Raw genomic sequence first — 23007 nt, forward strand, 5'->3', positions numbered from 1 at the left:
GATTGCGATGGGGGGACGAAGAAGGCTAGGTGAGCCAGGCGTTGGTAGTCCTGGTGAAAGTCGGTAGGCTGAGGGCTCAGGTAAATCCGGGCGCTCAAGGCCGAGAGACGAGACGAAGACACCACGGTGTTGAAGTCATCGATGCCACGCTTCCAGGAAAAGCCTCTAAGCTTCAGATCATGTGCGACCGTACCCCAAACCGACACAGGTGGTCAGGGTGAGAATCCCAAGGCGCTTGAGAGAACTCGGGTGAAGGAACTAGGCAAAATGGTGCCGTAACTTCGGGAGAAGGCACGCCGGCGTATTGTGAGAGCCCTCGCGGCTTCAGCGAGAACCGGTCGAAGATACCAGGTGGCTGCAACTGTTTAGTAAAAACACAGCACTCTGCTAACGCGTAAGCGGACGTATAGGGTGTGACGCCTGCCCGGTGCCGGAAGGTTAAGTGATGGTGTTAGCCGTAAGGCGAAGCTCTTGATCGAAGCCCCGGTAAACGGCGGCCGTAACTATAACGGTCCTAAGGTAGCGAAATTCCTTGTCGGGTAAGTTCCGACCTGCACGAATGGCGTAATGATGGCCACGCTGTCTCCACCCGAGACTCAGTGAAATTGAAATCGCCGTGAAGATGCGGTGTACCCGCGGCTAGACGGAAAGACCCCGTGAACCTTTACTATAGCTTCACACTGGACGCTGATGTTGCCTGTGTAGGATAGCTGGGAGGCTTAGAAACCCGGACGCCAGTTCGGGTGGAGCCAGCCTTGAAATACCAGCCTGGCATCATTGGCGTTCTCACTCAGGTCCGTTATCCGGATCGAGGACAGTGTGTGGTGGGTAGTTTGACTGGGGCGGTCTCCTCCCAAAGCGTAACGGAGGAGCACGAAGGTACCCTCAGCACGGTCGGACATCGTGCAATGAGTGCAAGAGCATAAGGGTGCTTGACTGCGAGACAGACACGTCGAGCAGGTGCGAAAGCAGGTTCTAGTGATCCGGTGGTTCTGTATGGAAGGGCCATCGCTCAACGGATAAAAGGTACTCCGGGGATAACAGGCTGATACCGCCCAAGAGTTCACATCGACGGCGGTGTTTGGCACCTCGATGTCGGCTCATCACATCCTGGGGCTGAAGTCGGTCCCAAGGGTATGGCTGTTCGCCATTTAAAGTGGTACGCGAGCTGGGTTTAGAACGTCGTGAGACAGTTCGGTCCCTATCTGCCGTGGGCGTTGGATGTTTGAGAAGGGCTGCTCCTAGTACGAGAGGACCGGAGTGGACGCACCTCTGGTGTTCCGGTTGTCACGCCAGTGGCATTGCCGGGTAGCTATGTGCGGACGGGATAACCGCTGAAAGCATCTAAGCGGGAAGCCCCCTTCAAGATGAGACATCCCTGAGGCCTAGAGCCTCCTGAAGGGCCCAGCGAGACCAGCTGGTTGATAGGCACGGTGTGGACGCGCTGCAAGGCGTTGAGCTAACGTGTACTAATGGCCCGTGAGGCTTGACCCTATAACACCCAAGGGGTCTGGTCGTGATGATAACGACGAGTGTGGAAGCACTCAGAGAACCGGATACGCGCTGAGCTGATCCATCAGCCAGTGAGAGACGCCACAAGACACGTTGTAAAGAATCAGCATGATATCCATTTAAAGTTACGCCTGACGACCATAGCAAGCGTGAACCACCTGATCCCTTGCCGAACTCAGCAGTGAAACCGCTTCGCGCCGATGGTAGTGTGGGGTCTCCCCATGCGAGAGTAGGTCATCGTCAGGCACCTATACCGCAGAAACCCCCGAGCACATCGTGCTCGGGGGTTTTTGTTTGTGTGAAAGAAAAATAAACAATCACCATTCAATAGGTTCGCCCGCCCAGTCCCAGAAGCTGCCGGTGTCCTCAGGTGTGCGCTTGGCTATTACGCTGATCAATTGATCGGCAACAAAGGCAGGGTGAAATAACTTTTCGGAGGGAACACGCGCTTGAAAAGGCTTTGAAAGCGTTGTGTCGGTAGTGCCAGGGTGAAGGCATAACACGATAGATTGCTTGTTAAGACGTGAAAGCTCGACGGCAGCTGTTTTCATCAACATGTTGTGAGCCGCCTTGCTGGCTCGATAGCTATACCAGCCCCCGTAGCCATTATCTCCAATTGAACCTACACGAGCCGACAGGCTGGCGATGATCGAAGGATGCTTACCTTGTAAACACGGTTTTAGTGACGAGAGCAAAAGCGCTGGTGTCACTGCGTTAATGTGCATGACATGGGCTATGGTGTCTTCATTGAGCTGTTCAAGCCGTTTTTCAGGCTGGATACCACTTGCCTGGTCGTGAAGTATCCCCATCGCATTAAACAAAAGATGTATAGGTCGGCCATCCAGGTGCTGTGATAGGACTTCACGCCCAGATGATGTCGAGACATCAGCAACCACGGATTCCACGTCAGGGTGATTTGAATGAAAAGGTGCACGGCTAACCGCTATGAGACGCCCTATCTGGCTATTGCCTAGCAAGGTGTTAACGATGGCGTTGCCAATACCGCCATTGGCGCCGATAACGACAGCAGTAAACTTTTCGGGTAGGAAAGGAAGCATGCAGCTACTCCATAAGGGAACGTAATGTTACCTATTGAAGTATCTTGCAGAGGGGTTGTCTAGTTTTAGTGGCACTTGATACAAGTATTGTTCAAGCTGAAGCGTTGATACGACCCGGTTGGGCTGAATTACGACCATCCGGGTTGTAAAGCGTCTTCTCAGCAATCTGCCGAATATAATCAAGCATCTTTTGATTATGCTTCATGCGAAGGGAAAGCATTTCACCTGTTAACGCGTTCATGCGGGCGGCACGTTCGCTTTTTTCGAGCAAGCGGCTCCATGTGTCAGTGCAGCTAGCATCGCGAGCGGCAGCTTTGGCACCTTGAGCACCATCCTCGTACCCTAGGCGTTTTTGTACGCTACGCCGGAGGGTTTCAATACGCTCAAGCTCAGTGAGCAATTGCTGTTTTTGATGGGCAACGTCAGCCAGCGCATTGCCGTCGATGTCCCCCTGAGTTAGCAGAGTCTGCTCGTTGCCCAGCAGTGATATCAACGCATCAAGGCGCTGCTGCTGATCGGTCAACAAGCTGGCGAGGCTCATAAATTACTCCTGGGTTTCTCGAAGATTGGCAATCAAACCATCAGCAATACGATCAGCCCGGATTTCCAGGCGTCCATCACGAATAGCATCACGAATGCTTTCAACCTTCGCGCTGTCGATATCATGCGATTCGTCGGCGCTCATCGTGCTGATGCGTGTTGAGCCCTCTGCTTCAGCACCTGACATGGTAGATGCTGAATTCGCCGCCTTCTGGGTTTCATCACGCTGCTGGGCATAATTGGAACGAAGTGGCTGATTATTGACGTTATCAATTTTCACGTTGTGTGCCTCATCGTCAACGTTTAGAGCGCGATGCGCGTGTTACGTGGACTATCGGCGTCGTTGGGTGAAACTTTAGCCATTTAATTAAAAATCGACCATCAGAGTTCCGCGCTCGACCACACGCGCGGACATCACTTCGCGAGAACCAAAGCGCACTCTGACTTCTTCGCCCATAGCGCCATTATTGAGAGCCTCCCCTTCGCGGGATACGCGAAAAGAATCTCCTTCAGCTATGACCTTAACCCGCTGGCCTCGTTCAACGAGAAGAGGCGCCTGAATGAAATGTGATTGAATCGTTGTCCCGCTAGCGATTGGTTGGCGGGCGACCTTACCCACGATGTCATCGGGTTGAGTGATAGCTCGTGGGGGTAAGTCGCCTAGATTGCCGGTTTTTTCGCCCAGCATGTCAGGAGTGATTTGACGGCCGCGTTCGATGTTGACAGCGGCAATCGTGTAACTGCCGATGACGTCGATTTCTGCCTGCAGATAGCGAACTTGCTGGCTATCGGTGCCGCAACGAACCCCCACGGAAACGCGTCCAAGTGGTGCCTCATTCGGGTTGGTCAAGAACGGGTCGGGGTTGTTGCAGGCGGAAAGGTGGGGAGAAGGGGGGCGCAGATTGATAACCACTTCGTTACCCAGCGCCTGTGTTTCTCTATAGAGGAACTGATGCACGCTTTCCATTAGCGCGTCATGCTTGGTATCTGACGCGTTGGCGAAAGGCAGGGCCGCCAATGCCGCCAGGCTGACCACAAGCAGGCGATACACCCAACGTAGCAGAGGGATTGGTACAGAATTAAGCGACAATTGACGCATGGAGGCGGGTGCTCAACGAAAGAGGCAGATATAAGTTAACCATGATTCTAACGAAAAAGCCCGATGGTTATCACGAGAAATGCTGGGTGAAACGAAGGTTGTTTCATGCTTTAGGCTGACAGGCGTCGGCGTATTCTCCACCATCAACAAATCCTATTTTGCCTCTCAGTAAGCGAGGGTTGGCATGATCGACCAATTAGAAGCTTCTTTGAATTACCACCAGCAGGCGCTGGGGCTGCGTCAGGCGCGGCATGAAGTGCTTGCGGCGAATATTGCCAATGTCGATACCCCGAATTACAAAGCCAGGGATATCGACTTTGCCAGCGAATTGAAAAAAGCCGTTGACGGCGGTCAGCGTGCACAGGGCAATGATGGCGGGGGCCTGGCGTTGTCGCGGACCTCGGATCGGCATCTGGCCGGCGAAGGGCCTGCACGAACGGCCGGTAATAATGCGGATCTGCTTTACCGGACCCCAAGCCAGCCCAGCCTGGACGGCAATACCGTTGAAATGGACCGTGAGCGTTCGCAATTCGCCGACAATGCAGTTCGCTATCAAGCAGCTCTCACGATAATGAATAGCCGGATTCAAGGGCTAAAAACGGCCATGCAGCCAGAATAAACTGGCCCGAACCGGTTAGGAGGTAGTTATGTCAATGTTTTCTGCGTTTGATATCGCAGGTTCCGCCATGAGTGCTCAGTCGCAGCGCATGAATGTCACCGCCAGCAACATGGCCAATGCCGATAGCGTGGCAGGTCCAGACGGCGAGACGTATCGGGCCAAGCAGGTCATGTTCGAATCCCAAGCCAATAATTCACGCTATGGCGTGGGGGGCGTGCGTGTCACTGAGGTCGTGGAGGATGATTCGCCACTACGGCTTGAGTACATGCCCAACCACCCCGCTGCAGACGAGGATGGCTACGTCGCCAAGCCCAATGTTGAACCGGTTCATGAGATGGTCAACATGATTTCAGCCTCACGCTCTTATCAAGCCAACGTCGAGGTCTTTAACACCAGTAAACAGATGATGATGCAAACACTCTCGCTGGGTGAAGGGTAAACCATGAATATCGATACAAGTGTACTTAGCAATGTCAACGGCGGTGGTTCTAGCGGAATGCCGGCCAGTCAGTCGGCGGAGCTGCGTGAGAGTTTCATGACCCTGCTGATTACCCAGTTGGAAAATCAGGACCCGATGAATCCGATGGAAAATGCGGAGATGACGTCCCAACTGGCTCAGATCAATACGGTCAGCGGCATTGAGGAGTTGAACGATACCCTCAGTGGCATTACCAAGCAGATGGATGCTTCTCAAATGTTACAAGCCTCCGGGTTAATCGGTAATGCCGTGCTGGTACCGGGTAACCAGGTAAAGGTCAACACTGATGAAGACGGCAACAGCTATGCCACCCCGTTTGGTATCGAGCTGGATAAGCCAGCGGATAATGTCGAGATTACCGTGACCAGTAATGCCGGTGAAGTCGTCTATACCAAGAACATTGAGGGTGTTAGTGCGGGCGTCGAGTCGTTCAGCTGGGGTGGCCTGAATAATGACGGAGCTGCCGTCGCTGAGGGGTCGTACAACGTCAGCTTTAAAGCGACCAATGCCGAAGGGGAAGCACTTGAATCCAAAGCGCTCAATTATGCGCTCGTTCAGGGTGTGACGCCCGCCGAATCGGGTGAAGAAGTTCGCCTTGACCTCGGTGCTGTATACGGCCAAGTGACACTTGATCAAGTCAAACAAATTCTCTGAACCATTACTTATTGATCGATTTAGCAGGGGACTATCATGAGTTTTTCACAAGCGTTAAGTGGCCTGAATGCCCAGCAAGACAAGCTGGGTGCCGTCGGAAATAATATCGCCAACTCGCAAACGGTCGGCTTCAAGAGCTCGAGCGTACAGTTCGCCGATGTGTACGCTGAGTCGCGCATTGGTCTGGGTACACGAACCTCTTCCGTGCTGCAGAATTTCAACCAGGGCAATATCGAATCATCGAACCGCAATATGGACCTGGCGATTGCTGGCGAAGGCTTCTTCCGCTTTCAGCAGCCCAACGGCGAAATCGGCTACTCGCGCAATGGCCAACTGACCATGACGGCCAACGGCGACCTGGTAAACGCCCAGGGCGCACAGATCATGGGTTACCCGGCGGATGATCAGGGCAATATCCAGGGCGGCGGTGACGTTGAAGCGCTTAGCGTTGATGCTGGAGATATTGCAGCAAGTGCCACCACTGAGCTGGATGTTTCCCTTAATCTGGATGCTGAAGAAGAAGTGCTAGCTGCTGCACCTTCTGCCCAAGAGATCGCCAACGGCTTGGATTCAAGTCAGTATTCGTATTCGACCAACGGCACGATTTACGACTCTCAGGGTAATGCGCGAAATTTGACCATGTACTTCAGCAAGACGGCGGCTAATGAATGGCGGGTAGACGCCCGGATGTCCGGCGGCCCTGAAGGTGCACCGAATTATGGTTTTACTAACATCGCTAATGGGTCAAATTTTGGTTTCACTACGGATGGTCGTCTCAATAATAACTTTAATGAATTTGAGATTGATCTGGATGCTCCAAACGAAATAACTGACGCAGATGGCAATGCTTTAGGCGCAGGTGCCAGCGAATTTAACGATACGCTGACCAGTCAGCAGATCGAGATTGATTTCGCCAATACCACCCAGTTTGCCAATAGCTCTACGGTTAATGACTTGTCTCAGAATGGTTATACCTCTGGCTCGCTGGTGGGTGTGACCATCGAAGACGACGGCTCGATCATGCGCAACTACTCCAACGAGGAATCGCGCGCGGCTGGCCAGGTTGCTCTGGTGAGTTTCCGTAACCCTGAAGGTTTGAGCCCCAATGGCGAAAATCTGTGGACCGCTACCGGCTCCTCAGGCCAGGAATTGGTAGGTGCGCCGGGCACTGGCCAGCGCGGTCTTATTGAGCCTGGCGCGGTTGAAACCTCCAATGTGGACATGGCCGCGGAACTGGTCGACATGATCGTCGCCCAGCGTGCCTACCAGGCCAACTCGCAGACCATCAGTACCCAGGATGAGTTGCTGCAGACCATCATCAACCTGTAACGGCTGACGGAATTTAAGGGAGCAAGGTCGTGGATAGAATGCTGTATACCGCCATGAGCGGCGCCAAGCATACGATGGACCAGCAGTCGGTGGTGAGTAATAACCTGGCGAACGTTGCCACATCGGGTTTCCGCGCCCAACTGCAGGCTGCGCGCTCTGTGCCTGTGGAAGGTGACGCCTTGCTGCCTACCCGCACGTCTGCCGTGACCACCACACCAGGTACCGACTATTCTCAGGGGCCCGTTGATTTTACGGGCCGCACGCTTGACGTCGCCATGCAGGGGGATGCCTGGATGGCCGTGCAGGACGGCGAAGGCGTTGAAACCTATACGCGGCGTGGAGACCTCCAGGTCGACAACGACGGTATCTTGATGAGCGTTGGTCGGCCGGTGGTGGGTGACGGAGGCCCTATCGCGCTACCTCAGGGGGCGCAAATATCCATTGGTGCCGATGGCACCATCAGTGCGATTCCCCAGGGCGAGGGTCCAGAAGCCCTGGTGAATGTCGGTCGCATCAAGCTGGTGACGCCAGAAGAGGGTGAACTCACCCGCGGTGAAGACGGACTCTTCCGCGCCCCCCCGAATGAAGAAGGCGAGCCGGGGGCACTAGCAGCCGATGAAGACGCGACACTGGTCAGTGGCGCACTGGAAGGTAGTAACGTCAGCGCGGTTGACGCCATGGTGACAATGATTGACGCGGCGCGCCGCTACGATATGCAAATGAAAATGCTGAGCTCGGCGGACGAAAACGCACAGCGCGCCAACAGCATGTTATCGATTCAGGGCTGATAAACTGTTGTCAGCCAAGAGGGTTTTTTTATGATTTCGTCTTTGTGGACGGCCAAAACCGGTCTGGAATCTCAGCAAACCAAGCTGGATGTGATTTCCAATAACCTGGCCAACGTCAGCACCAATGGCTTCAAGCGCTCACGCCCGGTATTTGAAGATCTTCTATACCAAAATATGCGCCAGCCAGGTGCACAGAATAATGTACAGGATCGCCTGCCATCCGGTATGCAGGTCGGGACCGGTGTGCGTGCGGTCGCCACAGAGCGCTTGCACACTCAGGGTGGCCTGGAGCAAACCGAAAACTCCCGCGACCTGGCGATCAATGGGGATGGTTTCTTCCAGGTACTTTTGCCCGATGGCAATACTGCTTATACGCGTGATGGCAGCTTTCAACTGAATGAAAATGGCCAGATGGTCACGGCCAATGGTTACCCCATTGAGCCTGCGATTTTCATCCCGGAAAACGCGCTCTCGGTGAGCGTGGGCGAAGACGGTACGGTTAGCGTACGCCAGCCGGGGGACAATCAGGCCAATGAGATTGGTCAGATTAACGTCGCCACCTTCATTAACCCCGCTGGTCTGCAAAGCATGGGTGGCAATCTCTATCAGGAAACAGGTTCTTCCGGTGTGCCTAATCAGAATATGCCGGGCATGAACGGCGCTGGGCGCCTGTTTCAAGGTTACGTAGAGACGTCGAACGTCAATGTGGTCGAAGAAATGGTCAGCATGATCCAGACCCAGCGCGCTTACGAAATCAATAGCCAGGCCATTTCGACCAGCGATGAAATGTTGGCGCGTTTAGGTCAGCTGTAACGACGTTTACTGACAGGTTGGGTTCATGCTGGAACGACATTGTAGTTTGCGAAGCATTGCGCTGGCAGGGCTGGCGTTCTTTCTGCTGGTGGTCGCTGGCTGTGCTCAAATACCCAGGGCGTCGGTGGTGGGCGAACAGGAACAGATCAATATTGTCGATCGCCCCCCGCCGGTTCCCAATGGCTCTATCTACCAGGCGCGTCGGGGTTACCAGCCGTTATTTGAAGACCGCCGCCCAAGGTCCGTTGGCGATATTCTGACCATTATTCTTGATGAAGAGGTCAGTGCCAGCAAAAACTCGACGTCCAATGCCGATCGCGATGGCAGTGCGAGTCTGGAGTTTGGTGCACTACCGGATGCCCTGGAAACACTGGCCGAGTATGGTTTTGAGGTTGATGGTGAAAGCGACTTTTCAGGCGGAGGAGGCTCTCAGGCCAATAACTCATTCACCGGCACCATCACTGTCTCGGTACTGGAAGTCATGAACAACGGTAACTTGCGCGTACGCGGTGAGAAACAGATTGCCATCAATCAGGGTACCGAGTTTATTCGCTTCTCGGGCGTGGTGAACCCTCGTACCGTCAGCGGGCAAAATACCGTTCCTTCTACCCAGGTCGCCGACGCGCGGATTGAGTATGTGGGGGATGGTTACATTAACGAAGCGCAACACATGGGCTGGCTGCAGCGCTTCTTCCTCAACGTTTCGCCTTTCTAATCGCGCCTGACACGACGGTCGACAATATGCGGGTCAATCACATGCAACGTATAACGCCTCACGCGCTGGGAAAACGGATCTGGCAACTTGGTATCATGGGGCTGGTTTGCCTACTGGCCATGCCTGTTCAAGCAGAGCGTATTCGCGAACTGGCGAGCTTCGCCGGTGTGCGGGATAACCAGCTTGTAGGTTACGGGTTAGTGGTGGGGCTGGACAACACTGGTGACCAGACGACCCAGGCACCCTTTACCAGCCAGAGTTTGACCAACATGCTGTCGCAGTTGGGCGTGACGGTCCCTTCTGGCACCAACTTACAGTTGCGTAACGTTGCTGCCGTCATGGTGACAGCAGACCTGCCGCCGTTTTCCCGCCCGGGTCAGCGGCTTGATGTCGTGGTTTCCTCCATTGCCAATGCACGAAGTCTGCGTGGCGGCACCCTCTTGATGACGCCAATGAAAGGCGCCGACGGCGATACCTATGCCATTGCCCAAGGCAACATGCTGGTTGGCGGTGCGGGGGCACAAGCCGGAGGGAGTAGCGTACAGATCAACCAGCAGGCAACGGGCAGAATCCCCAACGGCGGTCTGGTCGAGCAGGAAGTGCCGCTCAATCTGGGTAGCAACGGCGGCATGCTGGAGCTACAGCTGGATGACGCTGATTTTGGCACCGTCCAGCGCATGGTAACCGCCATCAACAACGAATTTGGTCGGTCGGTCGCCTACGGCCGCAATGGCCGGGTGATCGCCCTAGACGGCCCAGTAGACGATAACGAGCGCGTCAACTTTATGGCCCGGGTTGAGAACGTGAATGTGACCCCGATGGAGGCGCCTGCGCGTGTCGTCCTCAATGCGCGGACCGGCTCGGTGGTCATGAACAGCGCGGTCACGCTGCGTCAAGCGGCTGTCGCCCACGGCAATCTCTCGATCATGATCGATACCCAGTTTGGCGTCAGCCAGCCCAATCCCTTCGGCGAAGGGGAAACAGCGGTGGTGCCCGATACCGATATCGACATTGAGCAGCAGGAAGCCTTCCTGCAGGTGGTCGAGGGGGCAGACCTGAATGAAGTTGTCAACGCACTCAATGCCCTCGGCGCCACCCCTCAGGACTTGATGTCGATTCTTGAAGCATTAAGGGCCTCGGGATCGCTACGTGCAGAGCTGGAGATCATCTGATGAATGCCACTGATATGAGCAGTCAATTTGCGCTTGATGTACAAGGCTTTCAGCGGATGCAGCACACGGCGAAGATGGATCCGGAAGCTGGCGTACAGTCAGCCGCTCAACAGTTTGAAGCGTTATTCGTGCAGATGATGATGAAAAGCATGCGCGATGCGATCCCGACGTCTGGCCTGATGGACAGTAGTGCGACCGATAGCTACCAAAAGATACTGGACCAGCAATGGTCACAGGTGATTGCTTCACGAGGCGTTGGACTTGCGGATGCACTTGTTCAGCAGTTGGAGCGGGAAGGCCTGGTAGCTAAAGGGGGAGGAACGTCCTCCACCAGTGATCAACAAATGCAGGCATTGATCGCGGGTATTCCAAGAGGTACGCCTCGGGTTCTGGACAGCCCGCTTAATCCTGGTGACGAGCGCGTTCCCGAAGCGAGCTCGGAAAGTCACTTCTTGGCTGAGTTGGATGCTGTACGTCAGGGCCAGAGAGGGGAAGTAGCCCCTGTGCAGCCCGAGGCCCAGCGTCAAGCGACAGGGCAATTGCCCCACGTTGATCAGTTTATGAGCACATTGGCCCCTTCAGCTCAAGCTGCTAGCCGTACCACTGGGGTTCCCGCTGAATTGATCCTGGCCCAAGCTGCGCTGGAAACAGGCTGGGGGCAGCATGAAATTGCCACTCAGAATGGCAGGAATAGTCATAACGTCTTTGGCATCAAGGCTGGCGGGCATTGGGATGGCGACACAACGGATGTTGTGACGCACGAATACATAGATGGGCGTCGCCAGAAAATTGTCGATACCTTCCGTGTTTATGATTCCTATGAGCATGCGTTTACCGACTATGCCAACCTGATTGGCAATAACCCTCGCTACGCGGGCGTGACACAGGCGCCGTCAGCCGAACTGGCGGCGCGTGAGTTGCAGCGTGGCGGTTATGCAACTGACCCCCGCTATGCTGAAAAGCTGGTGAGCGTGATGGACACCCTGGGGCCAATGCCGGATGCCGGTGACTTCCTGGCGGATTCACGTTAGATCATCATTCAAGTTTTGTACCGCGCTGCCGATCATAAAAATATCGGCTAAAGGAATCGAACCATGAGCATGTTTTCTGTTGGGCTAAGCGGCTTGAACGCGGCGCAAAACGCGCTGAACACGACCAGCAACAATATCAGCAACGTGTACACCCCTGGTTACAACCGTGAAATAACCAAACTGGGTGAGAGCAGCGCGGGGACATCAGGTGTTCAGGTCAACGATATCGAACGCCAGTTCAATCAATACGTGGCGGAACAGCTCAACAGTGCCAAGACGCAGTCAAGCGCTCTGGAGACCTATTACAACCAGGTGACCCAGATCGATAACCTGCTCGCCGATCGCGACGCGGGGCTAGCGCCGCTGATGCAAAATTTCTTTTCCTCGCTGGAGGACTTGGCAAGTTCGCCATCAGACCCGGCGGCTCGGCAGGGTGTATTGGGTAACGCTGAAACGTTAAGCGCACAGTTCCGCTCGTTCGATAGCTACTTGCAGGACATGCAGACCAATATCAACAGTCAACTGAAAGACGAAGTTACCCAGATCAATAACACCACCGAGCAAGTGGCCGGCCTCAATAAAGAGATTGCCCTAGCCCGGGCCCGTACTGGGGAAGCTCCCAACAGCCTTCTCAACCAGCGGGATAAGCTCGTCTCCGACCTGAACGAGCGAATGGACCTGCGCCTGAATATCCAGGATGGCAAAACCTACAACGTCAGCTTACCCAATGGCCAGCCATTGGTTACCGGCACCAATTCTTTTCAACTGGAAACCATGGAAGCTGATTACGATCCGCAGCGGACCGTCATCGGCTACCGGGATGGCGGCGGTAATCTTTCACAGTTGGATGAAGACGTGGTGACGGGCGGCTCGCTTGGCGGATTAATGAACTTCCGCCAGGAAACTCTGGACAAGACTCAGAACCAGATCGGGCAACTGGCAGTGTCGCTTTCTTCCGCAATGAATGAGCAACACAAACAAGGCGTCGATCTCAATGGTGAACAGGGCGAGAATTTTTTCAATATTCGCGCGCCCCAGACCTATGGATATGAGTCTAACAGCGATGCCACTATTACCTCTGCCGAATTCGACGCTAGTCGCGCCGACGAGCTTCGCGCGACGGACTACACTGTCAGCTTTGACGGCGCTAACCCCGTCGTGACACGCAACGATAACGGCCAGGAAGTCGAGTTTGATCAGGACGCCTGGAACGACGATGAGCAATTAAAATTCGGTGGTATCACTATCGAATTTAGCGATACGCCAGCACCAGTTGACGGTGATCAATTTGAAATCCAGCCCGTACGCCGTGCTGGGGCCGGTATGGAAGCCAATATCAGCGATCTTGACAAGATTGCGGCGGGTAGTTTCGAGTTTGAGCAAGCGGGAACGATGGCGATCAGCGATCTCCGGGTGACGGGGGATAATGCATTAACCAATTCCACAGGTGAGCAATTGGAATTTGATCTCGCTGGTGGTGAGTTAACGATTGATGGCTTTACAGGTAACGTACTCGTTAATGGAGAAGAAAGAGCCCTTAACGCAGGGGTTGTCCAAACGGATGCGACTGGTGGAACGGCCGCTACGTTCTCAGACGGTGATGAAATAACAGTCGACGGCGTTAGCTTTGTTATTGATGACGCTGGCACAGATTCAACGCTAACGTTATCCCAAGCAACAGCCAATACCGGTGATAATCGCAATGCCTTGGCCATGCAGGACCTGCAAAGCCAGAATGTCGTTGGCGGAAGCGCTACGGTGAGTGGGGCCTATGGCTCGATGGTCAGTGATGTAGGTAATCGTACCAACATTACCGAGGTGAACCTGGATGCACGGCAAGGACTTACCGATCAGTTAACCGCGGTGCAGCAGTCCGAGTCCGGTGTCAATTTGGACGAAGAAGCCGCCAACTTGATCCGCTATCAGCAGTTCTATCAGGCCAACGCCCGCGTTATTGATACGGCCGGCACGATAATGGACACCATTCTGAATCTACGCGGTTAATTCGAGGATAGACAGTCATGCGTATTAGCAGCGTTACCATGTTTGATCAAAGCACGGCGTCAATGAATCGCCAGCAAAGCGATTTTTTGAAAGTCAGTCAGCAGATTGCAAGTGGTCGTCGCGTCGTGAATCCCTCCGACGACCCTCAGGCAGCCTCGCGCGCCGTTGGTGTTGACCAGGCCAAGGCGGTCACCGAGCAGTACGCCGATTCCCGAACCTCAGCGCGTAACTCGCTTGCCCAGACGGAAAGCATCCTCAACAGTGTCAGCGACGCCGTTACCAGCGCCAAGACGTTGCTGATCCAGGCATCCAGCGACACGCTCAGCAATGTCGATCGCGATTCGATCGCCAGCGAGCTCAAAGGCGTCTACGAAACCATGCTGGGCCAGGCTAATGCCACCGACGGTAACGGACGCTATCTGTTCGGTGGCTATAATGATAGCAACCCGCCATTTGTCAAAAATGCCGATGGCAATGTGGAATATAAAGGTGATAGCAATACGCGTGAACAGCGAGTCGATGCATCACGCCTGATGTCGGTCAATGAAAACGGTGAATCAATTTTCAAAAGTGTGCCCAGCAGCGCAGGCTACGTGGCTGAAGCGGATAACGATAACGCTGGCAATGTGACGTTTGGTGGTCCGCAGGTCAGCGATGTCAATGACGACGGCTATGGTGATAGCTATCGCATTCAGTTCGATGAGGATGCTGGGAACAACCCTACTTATAGCATCGAGACTTATGACGAGGGCAGCGAAAGCTGGGTTGCCTACGATCCCGATAATAATGGTGATTTTACCGATCAAGCCTACATTCCAGGTATGAATGTTTCTTTCGGCGGGGTAAATGTTGACCTGGAAGGCGAGCCAGCGGTGGGGGATGAAATTCTGGTAGCCCAGGCGGGTAGCGATCAACGCGAACCGAACCTGTTCCGCACCATGGAAGAAGCGATTCGTGTGCTTGAAAACCCCGTTCAGGACGACGCGGACAAGGCTGATCTACGCAACACGCTCAATACCTCGATGCGTGACCTGGACAATGCGCTGGATAACGTTCTAACCGTGCGCGCATCAGCAGGCGCACGCCTCAACGAGCTCGATGTGATTGACGCGGTGGGCAATAACCGTAGCCTCAACTATGAACAGACATTGTCGGATCTGGTCGACCTCGACTATAACGAAGCAATCTCTGAATATAGTTTACGCCAGGTAGGCCTGCAGGCTTCTCAAAAAGCCTTTGTTGATGTGAAGGGTATGTCGCTGTTTGACTACCTGTAACGTAAACCCGGAAAATTGAGCGACAGAAATTCTGTTGACGTTAATTAAAAGCCCTTTGTCATTGATGGCAAGGGGCTTTTTGCATGGTGCGAGCCGTTTATTAAAAGTTCAAGATAACGGTGCGAGGGTGTCGATCAAACCCTGCATGAAGTCGATCCCCTGGCTGAAAATACGTTGTAAAAAGCGCTCAAGATCCGTCATCAGCACCATCATCAGCAGGAGTCCTACCGTCAATGACGTCGGGAAACCGATATTGAACACCGTCAATTGCGGAGCGGATCGGTTCAGAATTCCCAGCGCCAGATTAATGACCAGCAGTGAGCCGACCAGTGGCAGGGCCAGCAGCATCCCTGAGGCAAATATGGTGCCCGCGTAGCGGGCCATTAGTTCGAAGGCGTTGGGATTAAGCGTGCCGATGCCTATGGGCAGACTCTGAAAGCTCATCACCAGCGTTTCCAGCACCATCAGATGGCCATTCAGAGCAAGAAACATCAACAGCGTGACCATATATAAAATCCGCGATAAGACCATGATGTTGGTACCACTGGCGGCATCAAAAAAGCTAGCGAATGCCAACCCCATCTGCAGGCCGATAAATTCCCCGGCGGCTTGAACCACGGCGAATACAATGTGCATGACCAAGCCGATAGCGATGCCAATGAGGATTTGCTCGACCATGATGCCGGCGCCAGCCCAGGACATCAGCGGTACGTCTGGCATGGGAGGGAGGATCGGAGCGATCACCACCGCAACGACCGCCGCGAGGCCTACCTTGGCCTGGTTGGGTACACTGGAATGACCCCACAGAGGTGAAGCCGCCATGAAGGCGGTAATGCGGGCAAACGGCCAGATAAACGCCACCAGCCATGCCTGTAGCTGGGCAAAGGTGACCTCAACCATTGGCTTACATCACCATGCTGGGAATATTGGTGAATAAGCGGTGGGTAAAATCGGTGATCAGCCCAAGAAACCATGGGCCCGCTAGCACCAGGACGGCAAAAACCGCCAGAATTTTGGGGATGAACGTCAGCGTCATCTCATTGATTTGCGTCGCGGCTTGAAAAAGGCTGATGATCAAGCCGGTAAATAGGGCAGCAAGCAACATGGGGCCTGCGAGAAACAGCGTTACTCGCATGCCTTGATACGCAATCGTCATGACCATTTCAGGGGTCATTCGGCCTCCATCGTCGTAATGACGGCTATATCATGTAGAAGCTTTCAGCCAACGATCCGACAATCAGCTGCCAGCCATCGACCAGAACAAATAGCATCAGCTTGAATGGCAACGAAATGGTGATCGGCGGAACCATCATCATGCCCAGTGCCATCAACGTACTCGCAACGACCAGATCGATAATCAAGAAAGGAATAAAAATCGTAAAGCCGATTTGAAAAGCGGTTTTAAGCTCGCTGGTAACAAATGCCGGCAGTAAAACGCGCATTGGCAAATCGTCAGGTCCCTGCATAGGGCCGACGTCCGCCAGGCGAACAAAGAGGGCCAAGTCGGGCTCGCGGGTCTGGGCCAGCATGAACTCACGAAACGGCACCTGCGCAAGGCGCAAAAACTCTTCAAAGTTGATGGTTTCTTCGCTTAACGGCACCCAGGCAGTGTCATAGACCTGGGCCAACACCGGCGACATGATGAAAAACGTCAAGAACAGCGCGATGCCCAGTAGTACTTGGTTGGGTGGTGTCGCCTGAGTGCCCATGGCCGTGCGCAGCAAGCTCAGCACAATGATGATGCGCGTAAAGCTGGTCATCATGAGCAGCATGGAGGGCAGAAACGCCAGCGAACTTAGAAATAACAGCGTTTGTAGAGAAACCGACCACTGTTGGCCGCCATCTTCAAGCGGCTGGGTCGTGATACCGGGCAGCTCTTGCGCATAACCGATGACCGGCAAGAGGCACAGCAGTAAGCCAATAACAATGAGCCACCGCCACCGCTGATAATGCGGCTGACGCAAGGTTTCAATCCTCATGGGGTTCGGTCTGTATCAGAGGTCGGTGAGGGCGTTTGGCCGCGGCGCTTTTGGGTCACATTGTGTGCAAGTGCCTGGGCAAATCGCTTGGCAAAGCTGGATGGTGCCTGAGGTGTCTCAGCTGGCGGTGTGGCTGGTGCCGGTCGCTCGTGTAGTTTGTTAATTCGCCCACTACCGACGCCTAACACCAACCACGTATCCTCAACCTGCACGATGACCACGCGTTCACGATTACCTACAGCAATACTGCTAATCAGCTGAAGCTGTCCGCCAGCGCGTTTGGCATTGCCGAGGCGCTTGAGCAATGCAGTGCACAGCAAAATGATCGCAATGACCAGCGCCAGCGCCGCGGCTGTCTTGCCCAGCATGGCCATGCCAATCAAGGAATCTCCACCGCTACTTAGTGCGTCGAGCGACCCATTTTGTGTTGAAGCGGCTTCACTGCTCATCGGTTCAGTTTGTGAATGCGCTCAGACGGCGTAATGATTTCGGTGATACGGATGCCATACTTGTCTTCGATAACAACGACTTCCCCTTGAGCCACCAGATAGCCGTTAATCAGGATATCCATGGGCTCACCGGCGAGCCCGTCGAGTTCGATCACCGACCCTTGCGCCAGTTCAAGCAGCTGTTTGATGGTCAGCTTCGTACGCCCCAGCTCAACGGTCAGCTTGACCGGAATATCCATGATCATTTCGAGATCGCGCGAAGGCGTGGCGCCACCTTCCTGGGTCAGCGGACGGAAAACATCGTCGCTGGCCGCCTTGGCTTCGCTTGCGGGCGCTTCATCGGCTGCGCTTTCTTCTTCTGCTGAGGCTTCTTCTTCGACGGCTTGCTGTTCTGCCATCGCCGCTGCCCAGGGATCTTCATCCTCCCCGTCAGCGGCCTCGGATGAGGCAGCGGTTTCTTCCTGCTCCTGTTCCGACATGGCAGATGCCCAGTCGTCGTCAGAGATGTTCTGATCGGGTTTCTTAGGATCCGTCATGCTTTAGATTCCTTGGCTTTCTGTCGCGTCGACCCTTTGGCAAAGTCGTTGGACGGTACATTGTTCATGGCGGCGTGATCAATCAAGCGCTTGACACGCAAGGCACGCTGCTGACGCTGGCTACCGTACTCGCACTCCATCACGGGTACGCCATCAACGTTGGCGGTAACCGTAGAGGGAATTTCCAACGGTAGTACGTCGCCTTTCTTGAGTCCCATGACATGGGAAATACGGCTGGGTATTTGTGCAAACTCAGCCACTAACTCGATTTCCGACTCGCGTAACTCACTTGCCATCCGGCGCGACCAGGTGCCGTCCTGATCGTGGTTACTATCGTTGATCGGGTTCGCCAGAAGATCGCGTAGCGGTTCGATCATGGCGTAAGGCATGCAGACCTGAAAATTGCTCGACAGGTTGCCCACCTCGATATTGAATTTCGTGTTCACCACGATTTCATTGGGTGAGTTGGTAATGTTGGCAAATTTTGACTGTACTTCCGAGCGCAAGAAACTGATGTCCAGCGGATAAACGACTTTCCAGGCTTCTTGATAGGCATCAATGGCCAAGCCTAGCAGTCGGTGGATGATGCGCTGCTCGGTATTGGTAAACTCGCGCCCGTCCGATTTTGTGACAAAGCGTCCGTCGCCGCCAAACAGGTTATCGACCACCATGAAAACCAAATTAGGCGGAAATACAATCAGGCCAGAGCCACGTAGCGGGCGCATCGAGACGATGTTCAGGTTGGTTGGCACGGGCACATTGCGCGAAAAATCGCTAAAGCTCTGGTAACGAACCGATTCAACCGTTATGTCAGCGCTGCGCCGGAGCAAGTTGAATAAGCCGGTACGGAAGTAACGTGCAAAGCGCTCATTAATGAAGTCCAGAGCATGCAGTCGCTCGCGAATAACGCGATGCTGCGTGGATGGATCGTAAGGCCGTATCCTTGATTCATCCTGCGACTGGGCCGAGGAAGCTGATGACTCGTCATCACCACTGACCCCTTTCAGCAGGGCGTCAATTTCTTCCTGGGACAGTAGATCGTCCTGCGACATGAACGGCTCCAGTTCCCGAAATTATTGCACAATGAATTCAGTAAACAGCACTTCACGCAGCTCAGGCGGTGGCTGGTTCTCGTCGAAAGGCTCGCTCAGCCTTTCATTGATGGCGGCGGCTAGTTGCTGCTTGCCTTCTGAGGATGTCAACTGGCCGGCCTCCTGACCCGATAATACCGTCAGTAACCGACTGCGTACCTGTGGCATATGGGTTTCCAGTAACTCCCGGGTAGCTTCATCTTCCACGCGAAGCGTAATGCCCGCATATAACAAGCGTGTACCATGACGATCATCAGCCAGATTAACGGTGAAGGGCTCGATGGTCAGAAATACCGGTGGCTTTGACTCTACAACCTCCTCGGAGGGGGCTTCCGGATTATCATCATCACGCTCATCCAGCACCATATAAATGGCGGCTGCTGCACCGGCAGAGGAGAGCAGTACTAAAATGATCATGACCCAAAGTAGTTTTTTTGGTCCGCCGCTTGATTCAGCCATTGGTCGTTCCCGTAATCTCCATGCGTGGCGTTAACGTGGCATTATGCCTAAAGCGCATGCTAGTGATGAAATGAACAGGCTCGCTTGGCAAGCCTATCTTTTGGCTTAGCTTCCAAGTGCCATTTGAATGGTCACGGAAGACGTGTAGTCCTGGCGAATTATCAGGTTAAGCGTACAGATCAACTCTGCCATCCATTGTGATGGGCGCATTAAGGGTAGTTGGCGCCAAGCCGCTACCTTCCTCGCCCCCTTCAGTGCCGGGTTGGCCACCCGGGCTAGCCTGCTGCTGTGCAAAATCCTGCTCGCTTGATTCGCGCTGCTCGCCAACCGAGGTTTCGCCAAGCGAAATACCCTGCTCTGCCAGCGCCTCACGCAACTGGGGAATGGCCTGTTCGATGACCTGGCGAACCTGGGCGTGGCTGGATAAAAAGTGTGCCTGGGCGCCTTGTTCGCCAAACTTCAAGGAGATGGAGAGAGCACCCAACTCGGCGGGATGTAGTTGCATTTGCACAAGCTGGTCTCCCCCTCGCTGGGCGAACTGGACGAGCTGCTGACCTAGTTGCTGCGGCCAGGCGGGGCTGGTCACCGGGGTGTTGACCGCGGCAGGGGCCGGGTTAGCAGCGCTACCCAGGCTGTTCGTCGGTGTTGGCTGACCGCTAGTCGCTTGTGCGGACGCCTGTCCGCTGGATTGCGCGGCGTTATTCGACGACAGGGTGTTGAGCAGTGTTTCCGAGGACGTTGTGGGCAAAACCAGATTGGCTTTGGCAGCTCCGTCAGCCGCGCGTCCTGAGGTGTCGAGCGCATTCACCCAGGTGTCCGGACCTTGACGAGAGGCTGACCGTGCGTCGACCTGGCTTAATAGGCTCTCCGCTCGCGAGCCCTTGCTCGCGTCAGCCGTTTGAGGCGAAGTACCTAGTGCCTGTGCGATATCGCTCAGTCCTCGCGATGCACCGGATGGCCGGGTATCGGTCGTGTTGGCTGTCTGGCCCTGAGAGTTAGCAAAGGCACTGAGCAGGCTCACCAATTGCTCTGCTTCACCTTCCTCAATGCCTAGCTGTTCGGCAAGCTCGGTGGCGGTAGGCGCCGCTCCCTCGTTGCCCGGGAGCTGTTGGGACTCGCTGGCGGTATTACTGAAGTTTGCCATTAGCGCGAGGCGCTGGGCAATTTCATCAAGTGTGGCGTTATCCAGGCTCTCGGAAGCATCAAGGCGGGTCATTTCCTCAGGCATTGACTCGCCACCGTCCGAGGCAAAGCGTGCCACCAGTGCCTCCAGGGCCTCAGGGCTAATATCTAAACCAAGTGATTCCAGCCAGGCCGACAGCGATGTTGCCTCTGTAGGCTGACCATTATCCATCGGGCTATTGCCTGCCTGGTTTAAGGGGGAGGTAACCTGTGCACTGGCAAGGCGTTGATGAGGCGAAGCAGACGCCTGGGAAAGCGCTTGCTGAAAAAATCCACGCGCACTGTCAGCTGTTGTCGTGTTGCCTTGCTGGCTGCTGGTCGCTTGACCTTGCGTCGTTGATAGCAACTGGTGAATATTCATGCTCAGTTCCCCGGCACCGCTACTGCGGCGTCTCATTACGTTGGCGAGCCAAACGGCTAGTCACCAAATCGTCATTGGTTTTCTGTTCATAACGCTCAAGGCGTCGGTGTTCTTCCACTAGCCGTCGTGAGGTCAGTGTATCGTAGGAAGACAGCTTACGCTGCTCTTGTTGCCAATGTTGTTGACGTTTTTCCACGCGTTTTTGCTGTGCCGCCAGCGTATGGCGAGCGCGATCCAATGCAGCATCCAGCGAGCCAAGAAATTGCTGGTAGTTGTACATCGTGGCCGGATCAATTCCTTCGCGCATCGCCTGCTGCAAACGTGCGGCGTACTCTGCGCGATAGCGCTTTAGCGAATTCAATTGAGCGGTTGTCTGTTGTTCCCCCTGTCGCTCCTGGGCGAGGGCAATACCCGCCTGGTCGCGGGCTTCACGGGCTAAATCGGCAAGCATCTCCAGCTGCGTTCGGCTCATGCGGACTCTCCAACCAGGGCATTCAGGGCTTGTCGGGAAGCGTCGATGGTGGCGCTTTCGTTAATATTCTGCTGTAGAAAGTGCTCAAGTTCTGGAAAACGCTTCACCGCCTCATCAAGCTGCGGGTCGTGACCGGGCGAGTAGGCACCCACGCTAATCAGGTCGCGATTACGCTGATAACGCGAGAAGTACTGCTTGAAAACACGTGACTGACGTTGTTGAGCTTCGTCGGTGATCGCGGTCATGGCGCGGCTGATGGAGGCTTCAATATCGATAGCCGGGTAGTGGCCTGCTTCGGCTAACGTACGCGAAAGGACAATATGACCATCGAGGATCGCCCGAGCGGAATCCGCGATCGGATCCTGTTGATCGTCACCCTCGGTCAAGACAGTGTAAAACGCGGTAATCGAGCCGCCGCCCCGTTCCGCATTACCTGCGCGCTCGACCAGGCTAGGCAGCTTGGCAAAGACCGACGGCGGATACCCCTTGGTGGCCGGAGGTTCGCCAATGGCAAGGGCGATCTCGCGCTGGGCCATGGCAAAGCGCGTCAAGGAATCCATGATCAGTAGAACGTCGCGGCCTTCATCGCGAAACCCTTCGGCCAGCCGCGTGGCGTAGGCGGCCCCCTGGAGGCGCTGCAGGGGCGACGTATCAGCCGGTGCGGCAACGACCACGGCGCGGCGGCGGCCTTCGGGGCCGAGAATATTGTCGATGAAATCCTGCACCTCTCGGCCACGCTCGCCGATAAGGCCTACGACAATGACATCCGCCTTGGTATAGCGTGCCATCATGCCCAAAAGCACCGATTTGCCGACCCCTGACCCGGCGAAAAGCCCCATGCGCTGACCCCGGCCGACGCTCAGCAGTGCGTTTATCGAGCGAATGCCGACATCGATCTGAGACTCGATGGGCGCCCGGGATAGAGGGTTCAGCGGTGGCGTATCGAGGGTGGCGCGGGCAGTGTCGTCCAGGTGCTCACGGTCATCAAGCGGATTGCCATTGCCGTCAAGTACGCGACCCAGCAGCTCCTCGCCGATGGGAAAGCGCCTTGCACTGTGGCCGCTTCCGTCGCTCAGCGGTGATACGCGGGCGCCGGGCATCAGGCCTGAGATTTGCTCAAGAGGCATCAGGTAGAGCTTATCCCCGGCGAACCCGACAACCTCCGCTTCGGCATAAGGTTGGTCAAGATGCGCATCACTTTTCGGTAGTTCGATTTTGCAGGCGCTGCCGACCGCAACGCGAAGCCCGACCACTTCGACGACCATGCCGGTTGCCCGTATGACGCGACCACTGGTGCCCACACGCGGTAAAGAACCAACCCGCTGCGTGGTGCGGCGGATGGCTTTTTGCCAGCGGAATTGGTGAGGACAAACAGTGGTCATGGCAGCC

Annotated in this window: 25 protein-coding genes and 2 rRNA genes; 13 read left to right on the forward strand and 14 right to left on the reverse strand. The window is 55.0% G+C overall.

The annotated features are described in order from the left end of the window. A 23S ribosomal RNA gene (locus B7L15_RS02770) occupies positions 1 to 1494 on the forward strand; the annotation flags it as partial. Positions 1495 to 1642: 148 nt separating this feature from the next. Continuing rightward, positions 1643 to 1758: ribosomal RNA gene (gene rrf, locus B7L15_RS02775) — 5S ribosomal RNA — on the forward strand. A 71-nt stretch (positions 1759 to 1829) separates the two neighbouring features. On the opposite strand, the gene B7L15_RS02780 is transcribed toward rrf, so the two are convergent. The 4 genes from B7L15_RS02780 to flgA form a co-directional block, all read right to left on the reverse strand. After that, positions 1830 to 2570 (reverse strand): SDR family NAD(P)-dependent oxidoreductase, encoded by a 741-nt coding sequence (locus B7L15_RS02780; protein WP_085917530.1) that lies wholly within the window; start codon positions 2568 to 2570, stop codon positions 1830 to 1832. Between the two features lie 91 nt (positions 2571 to 2661). Further along, complete coding sequence (locus B7L15_RS02785; protein ID WP_085917531.1) at positions 2662 to 3111, reverse strand: flagella synthesis protein FlgN; 450 nt, start codon at positions 3109 to 3111, stop codon at positions 2662 to 2664. Between the two features lie 3 nt (positions 3112 to 3114). After that, a complete protein-coding gene (gene flgM, locus B7L15_RS02790; protein ID WP_085917532.1) occupies positions 3115 to 3390 on the reverse strand; it encodes a flagellar biosynthesis anti-sigma factor FlgM in 276 nt (91 codons plus the stop codon). 87 nt (positions 3391 to 3477) lie between these two features. Then, on the reverse strand, positions 3478 to 4209 hold the full coding sequence (gene flgA, locus B7L15_RS02795; RefSeq protein WP_085917533.1) for a flagellar basal body P-ring formation chaperone FlgA: 732 nt from the start codon (positions 4207 to 4209) through the stop codon (positions 3478 to 3480). Between the two features lie 184 nt (positions 4210 to 4393). On the opposite strand from flgA, the gene flgB reads away from it, so the two are divergent. From flgB to flgL, 11 genes are all read left to right on the forward strand, one after another. Next, positions 4394 to 4828, forward strand: coding sequence for a flagellar basal body rod protein FlgB (gene flgB / locus B7L15_RS02800; protein WP_085917534.1), 435 nt, complete (start codon positions 4394 to 4396; stop codon positions 4826 to 4828). A gap of 28 nt (positions 4829 to 4856) precedes the next feature. Next, the gene (flgC, locus tag B7L15_RS02805; protein WP_066318863.1) at positions 4857 to 5267 is read left to right on the forward strand and encodes a flagellar basal body rod protein FlgC; all 411 of its coding nucleotides are present in this window, start codon (positions 4857 to 4859) and stop codon (positions 5265 to 5267) included. A gap of 3 nt (positions 5268 to 5270) precedes the next feature. After that, the gene (locus B7L15_RS02810) at positions 5271 to 5960 is read left to right on the forward strand and encodes a flagellar hook assembly protein FlgD (RefSeq protein WP_085917535.1); all 690 of its coding nucleotides are present in this window, start codon (positions 5271 to 5273) and stop codon (positions 5958 to 5960) included. 36 nt (positions 5961 to 5996) lie between these two features. Beyond that, complete coding sequence (flgE, locus tag B7L15_RS02815) at positions 5997 to 7289, forward strand: flagellar hook protein FlgE (protein WP_085917536.1); 1293 nt, start codon at positions 5997 to 5999, stop codon at positions 7287 to 7289. Between the two features lie 29 nt (positions 7290 to 7318). Then, complete coding sequence (locus tag B7L15_RS02820; protein WP_085917537.1) at positions 7319 to 8077, forward strand: flagellar basal body rod protein FlgF; 759 nt, start codon at positions 7319 to 7321, stop codon at positions 8075 to 8077. Between the two features lie 30 nt (positions 8078 to 8107). Further along, positions 8108 to 8890, forward strand: a complete 783-nt coding sequence (flgG, locus tag B7L15_RS02825; RefSeq protein ID WP_085917538.1) for a flagellar basal-body rod protein FlgG — start codon at positions 8108 to 8110, stop codon at positions 8888 to 8890. Between the two features lie 25 nt (positions 8891 to 8915). Continuing rightward, positions 8916 to 9605, forward strand: coding sequence for a flagellar basal body L-ring protein FlgH (locus B7L15_RS02830; RefSeq protein ID WP_085917539.1), 690 nt, complete (start codon positions 8916 to 8918; stop codon positions 9603 to 9605). Positions 9606 to 9700: 95 nt separating this feature from the next. Further along, entirely contained in the window at positions 9701 to 10777 is a 1077-nt protein-coding gene (locus B7L15_RS02835) for a flagellar basal body P-ring protein FlgI (RefSeq protein ID WP_176243626.1), read from the forward strand. Further along, positions 10777 to 11808 carry a flagellar assembly peptidoglycan hydrolase FlgJ gene (gene flgJ / locus B7L15_RS02840; RefSeq protein WP_085917541.1) on the forward strand — a complete coding sequence of 344 codons (1032 nt, stop codon included), beginning with the start codon at positions 10777 to 10779 and terminating at the stop codon, positions 11806 to 11808. The genes B7L15_RS02835 and flgJ overlap by 1 nt, the downstream gene beginning before the upstream one ends. Before the next feature lie 63 nt (positions 11809 to 11871). Beyond that, positions 11872 to 13812, forward strand: coding sequence for a flagellar hook-associated protein FlgK (gene flgK / locus B7L15_RS02845; protein ID WP_085917542.1), 1941 nt, complete (start codon positions 11872 to 11874; stop codon positions 13810 to 13812). Positions 13813 to 13829: 17 nt separating this feature from the next. Next, a complete protein-coding gene (gene flgL, locus B7L15_RS02850) occupies positions 13830 to 15089 on the forward strand; it encodes a flagellar hook-associated protein FlgL (RefSeq protein WP_085917543.1) in 1260 nt (419 codons plus the stop codon). 108 nt (positions 15090 to 15197) lie between these two features. Here the strand turns inward: flgL and fliR are convergent, their stop codons facing one another. The 10 genes from fliR to fliI form a co-directional block, all read right to left on the reverse strand. Next, entirely contained in the window at positions 15198 to 15989 is a 792-nt protein-coding gene (fliR, locus tag B7L15_RS02855) for a flagellar biosynthetic protein FliR (protein ID WP_085917544.1), read from the reverse strand. Positions 15990 to 15993: 4 nt separating this feature from the next. Further along, positions 15994 to 16263: a flagellar biosynthesis protein FliQ gene (gene fliQ / locus B7L15_RS02860; RefSeq protein WP_085917545.1), complete on the reverse strand. Its 270-nt coding sequence runs from the start codon at positions 16261 to 16263 to the stop codon at positions 15994 to 15996. A gap of 25 nt (positions 16264 to 16288) precedes the next feature. Continuing rightward, complete coding sequence (gene fliP, locus B7L15_RS02865; RefSeq protein ID WP_139839345.1) at positions 16289 to 17017, reverse strand: flagellar type III secretion system pore protein FliP; 729 nt, start codon at positions 17015 to 17017, stop codon at positions 16289 to 16291. A gap of 47 nt (positions 17018 to 17064) precedes the next feature. Further along, positions 17065 to 17442 (reverse strand): flagellar biosynthetic protein FliO, encoded by a 378-nt coding sequence (gene fliO / locus B7L15_RS02870; protein WP_325073203.1) that lies wholly within the window; start codon positions 17440 to 17442, stop codon positions 17065 to 17067. 71 nt (positions 17443 to 17513) lie between these two features. Next, entirely contained in the window at positions 17514 to 18053 is a 540-nt protein-coding gene (fliN, locus tag B7L15_RS02875) for a flagellar motor switch protein FliN (RefSeq protein ID WP_085917548.1), read from the reverse strand. Then, positions 18050 to 19105 carry a flagellar motor switch protein FliM gene (fliM, locus tag B7L15_RS02880; RefSeq protein WP_085917549.1) on the reverse strand — a complete coding sequence of 352 codons (1056 nt, stop codon included), beginning with the start codon at positions 19103 to 19105 and terminating at the stop codon, positions 18050 to 18052. Before fliM ends, fliN begins: the two co-directional genes overlap by 4 nt. A gap of 21 nt (positions 19106 to 19126) precedes the next feature. Further along, positions 19127 to 19603, reverse strand: coding sequence for a flagellar basal body-associated protein FliL (gene fliL / locus B7L15_RS02885; RefSeq protein WP_085917550.1), 477 nt, complete (start codon positions 19601 to 19603; stop codon positions 19127 to 19129). Positions 19604 to 19769: 166 nt separating this feature from the next. Then, entirely contained in the window at positions 19770 to 21146 is a 1377-nt protein-coding gene (locus B7L15_RS02890) for a flagellar hook-length control protein FliK (RefSeq protein ID WP_176243621.1), read from the reverse strand. A gap of 19 nt (positions 21147 to 21165) precedes the next feature. Further along, the gene (gene fliJ, locus B7L15_RS02895) at positions 21166 to 21618 is read right to left on the reverse strand and encodes a flagellar export protein FliJ (RefSeq protein ID WP_085917552.1); all 453 of its coding nucleotides are present in this window, start codon (positions 21616 to 21618) and stop codon (positions 21166 to 21168) included. Continuing rightward, positions 21615 to 23000 carry a flagellar protein export ATPase FliI gene (gene fliI / locus B7L15_RS02900; RefSeq protein ID WP_085917553.1) on the reverse strand — a complete coding sequence of 462 codons (1386 nt, stop codon included), beginning with the start codon at positions 22998 to 23000 and terminating at the stop codon, positions 21615 to 21617. Before fliI ends, fliJ begins: the two co-directional genes overlap by 4 nt. Positions 23001 to 23007: the final 7 nt, after the last annotated feature.

The organism is Halomonas sp. CSM-2 (assembly GCF_002119345.1).
Taxonomy (GTDB): domain Bacteria; phylum Pseudomonadota; class Gammaproteobacteria; order Pseudomonadales; family Halomonadaceae; genus Vreelandella; species Vreelandella janggokensis.

Coding starts and splice junctions, on each gene's coding strand:
- flgC (WP_066318863.1), top strand. CDS start 4,857: ATGTCAATGTTTTCTGCGTTTGATATCGCAGGTTCCGCCATGAGTGCT.
- flgE (WP_085917536.1), top strand. CDS start 5,997: ATGAGTTTTTCACAAGCGTTAAGTGGCCTGAATGCCCAGCAAGACAAG.
- fliL (WP_085917550.1), bottom strand. CDS start 19,603: ATGGCTGAATCAAGCGGCGGACCAAAAAAACTACTTTGGGTCATGATC.
- flgL (WP_085917543.1), top strand. CDS start 13,830: ATGCGTATTAGCAGCGTTACCATGTTTGATCAAAGCACGGCGTCAATG.
- flgK (WP_085917542.1), top strand. CDS start 11,872: ATGAGCATGTTTTCTGTTGGGCTAAGCGGCTTGAACGCGGCGCAAAAC.
- B7L15_RS02810 (WP_085917535.1), top strand. CDS start 5,271: ATGAATATCGATACAAGTGTACTTAGCAATGTCAACGGCGGTGGTTCT.
- fliO (WP_325073203.1), bottom strand. CDS start 17,442: ATGGCCATGCTGGGCAAGACAGCCGCGGCGCTGGCGCTGGTCATTGCG.
- fliJ (WP_085917552.1), bottom strand. CDS start 21,618: ATGAGCCGAACGCAGCTGGAGATGCTTGCCGATTTAGCCCGTGAAGCC.
- B7L15_RS02890 (WP_176243621.1), bottom strand. CDS start 21,146: ATGAATATTCACCAGTTGCTATCAACGACGCAAGGTCAAGCGACCAGC.
- flgG (WP_085917538.1), top strand. CDS start 8,108: ATGATTTCGTCTTTGTGGACGGCCAAAACCGGTCTGGAATCTCAGCAA.
- B7L15_RS02785 (WP_085917531.1), bottom strand. CDS start 3,111: ATGAGCCTCGCCAGCTTGTTGACCGATCAGCAGCAGCGCCTTGATGCG.
- flgA (WP_085917533.1), bottom strand. CDS start 4,209: ATGCGTCAATTGTCGCTTAATTCTGTACCAATCCCTCTGCTACGTTGG.
- fliR (WP_085917544.1), bottom strand. CDS start 15,989: ATGGTTGAGGTCACCTTTGCCCAGCTACAGGCATGGCTGGTGGCGTTT.
- B7L15_RS02780 (WP_085917530.1), bottom strand. CDS start 2,570: ATGCTTCCTTTCCTACCCGAAAAGTTTACTGCTGTCGTTATCGGCGCC.
- fliI (WP_085917553.1), bottom strand. CDS start 23,000: ATGACCACTGTTTGTCCTCACCAATTCCGCTGGCAAAAAGCCATCCGC.
- B7L15_RS02830 (WP_085917539.1), top strand. CDS start 8,916: ATGCTGGAACGACATTGTAGTTTGCGAAGCATTGCGCTGGCAGGGCTG.
- B7L15_RS02835 (WP_176243626.1), top strand. CDS start 9,701: ATGGGGCTGGTTTGCCTACTGGCCATGCCTGTTCAAGCAGAGCGTATT.
- fliQ (WP_085917545.1), bottom strand. CDS start 16,263: ATGACCCCTGAAATGGTCATGACGATTGCGTATCAAGGCATGCGAGTA.
- flgB (WP_085917534.1), top strand. CDS start 4,394: ATGATCGACCAATTAGAAGCTTCTTTGAATTACCACCAGCAGGCGCTG.
- fliM (WP_085917549.1), bottom strand. CDS start 19,105: ATGTCGCAGGACGATCTACTGTCCCAGGAAGAAATTGACGCCCTGCTG.
- flgJ (WP_085917541.1), top strand. CDS start 10,777: ATGAATGCCACTGATATGAGCAGTCAATTTGCGCTTGATGTACAAGGC.
- fliN (WP_085917548.1), bottom strand. CDS start 18,053: ATGACGGATCCTAAGAAACCCGATCAGAACATCTCTGACGACGACTGG.